This is a genomic window from uncultured Microscilla sp., assembly GCF_947493425.1.
Classification (GTDB): domain Bacteria; phylum Bacteroidota; class Bacteroidia; order Cytophagales; family Microscillaceae; genus Microscilla.
Genome location: NZ_CANLRP010000369.1, coordinates 1 through 1899, shown reverse-complemented (window position 1 = coordinate 1899; position 1899 = coordinate 1). Strand labels below are relative to the sequence as shown.

Sequence of the window (1899 nt, the reverse complement as noted above, 5' to 3'; positions counted from 1 at the left end):
TTGGTCTAAGAGCGACACTGATTGCTACTTTCGTAAATGCAAATGCTGCTTAAAACACTTTCGCAAGAAGTCTATTATAAAACTGGCTCTATTTAGAACTGATGAGCGATTTTTAATCACAAACTTTAGTTCTATAAGCTGAAGTTGTGCCATCGGTTTCTTGTTATAAGTACACCACTCGCCATTGACTTTTTCTAAGGCGGGCGTAATAGAACAAAACGCTATTTCGTCCCAGGCAATTACAAGTGTACTTCCTAAAAAAGAGATATGGATGCCCAGATGATCATAAAATATTTTGGCATTACTGGTTTTGTGCTGATGCATTGTAAATATTATGTGAAGTGGACAAATACTCCAGGCTTAGTATTTTCTTGTAATAGGTCTATTACTTCATTTACTGGAATATTAAAACTCTTTAGGTCACACTCTAACATTAAAATACCTTCATCATTTATAGGTTGATGTTGTTGGTCAAGCATAGACTTAAAATTAACCTGAAGTAAATACCACATACGCATTATAATATTACACCTTTGTTTAACTACATATAAATTTTTAAGCTTAAAGTCCAGATGTAAGAATGGTAGTCCATCTAATTTTAGGTGTTTAAGGGGGTGCCACTCGCCATTGACTTTTTCTAAGGCAGGCGTAATAGAACAAAACGCTATTTCGTCCCAGGTAATTACAAGTGTACTTCCTAAAAAAGAGATATGGATGCCCAGGTGATCATAAAATATTTTGGCATTACTGGCTTTATGGTGATACATATACTTTGAGTTAAACTGTTACACTACCAAAACAACTTGTGGTAAGTTAAATAGCTTTTGATAAAAAAAAAAGAGAGTAAAAACTTATTTTAGAAAACTAAAAAATACCAATGCATAAAATACCAAAAGATAGAATAAAGATACCTTTAGTATCTCGCAATGTGTGGGCAAGCACAGGAGGTGTTGTATTTTTAATCATAGGTTTGCCTTTCTTTTTGGGCGAAGGGGTGATGTTGTTAGAACAAATCTTAAAACAAACCCCTTCTACCATCAACTATTTTGTTTTGATTGGTTCATTGTTGGCGACTTTGTTAGGTGGCATCATGTTTATGGTAGGGCTTAGCCCAAGGTATAGGTTTAAAGATGATACTGAAGAGGAATTGACTGATTGGGAAATAGAGAATGAAATGCACCAGGCGAATACTTTGAGCAAACGTAAGCCTCGCAAAAGAATTCCTTTTTTTATGTCGCGTAGTGTCTTGGGTATTCTGGCTGTTTTTACTTCAATTTTGGCATTAATAGGACTTATGTTAGTTATAGGTGACCTACCCTATATTAGGCTATCTATTTGGAGCTTTTTTGCTATCACATTGTTACTAAGCATAGGCTTGTGGTATATGGGGCTATCTGACCGTTTTTATTTTCGTGGTGATCCTTCCTTCATGGGTGATGGGATAAGAAAAGATTAAAATCATGCAAAACGGCACAAAAAATAAATCAATATATTGTCACGAGGTATATAAGCAGGCCCTTGACCGTTTTTTGGCAAAGGATATTAATTATAGCAAAAAAGAGTTTTTAGGTAAAATATTGACTCTACCCCCTTGGGCAATTAACAGTATTGGCTCTCAGGCTTCAATCGAGAGCATACAATTAAATCATGAACTCACAGGGGCGGTAGTAGAATATTATGTAGCAAATCTGATCATTAAAAGTTGGCTTTTAAAACAAGGCAATGATTGGGTGATAGTACGTAGTACACAAAATTTAGCAGAATATGACTAGGTATTTTTTTGTTCTACTTCAAATTAAAGTTAAACGAATGTCATTCAACCAATTATTTTTTATGCTCTTAATTTTGTTGGCAATCTCTTGCAAAAATAAGACAAAGGTTATGTTGCCACAAATGGTG

The 1899-nt window shown here is 34.6% G+C and carries 4 protein-coding genes; 2 read left to right on the top strand and 2 right to left on the bottom strand.

All coding sequences use genetic code 11. From position 1 onward, the window contains the following. Window positions 1-24: 24 nt before the first annotated feature. Entirely contained in the window at window positions 25-324 is a 300-nt protein-coding gene (locus Q0954_RS33795) for a hypothetical protein (RefSeq protein ID WP_299466460.1), read from the bottom strand. Window positions 325-332: 8 nt separating this feature from the next. Beyond that, entirely contained in the window at window positions 333-767 is a 435-nt protein-coding gene (locus Q0954_RS33790; RefSeq protein WP_299466457.1) for a hypothetical protein, read from the bottom strand. Between the two features lie 110 nt (window positions 768-877). Between Q0954_RS33790 and Q0954_RS33785 the strand changes: the two genes are divergently transcribed. Continuing rightward, on the top strand, window positions 878-1456 hold the full coding sequence (locus tag Q0954_RS33785) for a hypothetical protein (protein WP_299466454.1): 579 nt from the start codon (window positions 878-880) through the stop codon (window positions 1454-1456). A gap of 4 nt (window positions 1457-1460) precedes the next feature. Beyond that, window positions 1461-1772: a hypothetical protein gene (locus tag Q0954_RS33780; protein WP_299466451.1), complete on the top strand. Its 312-nt coding sequence runs from the start codon at window positions 1461-1463 to the stop codon at window positions 1770-1772. The last annotated feature ends 127 nt before the right edge of the window (window positions 1773-1899 follow it).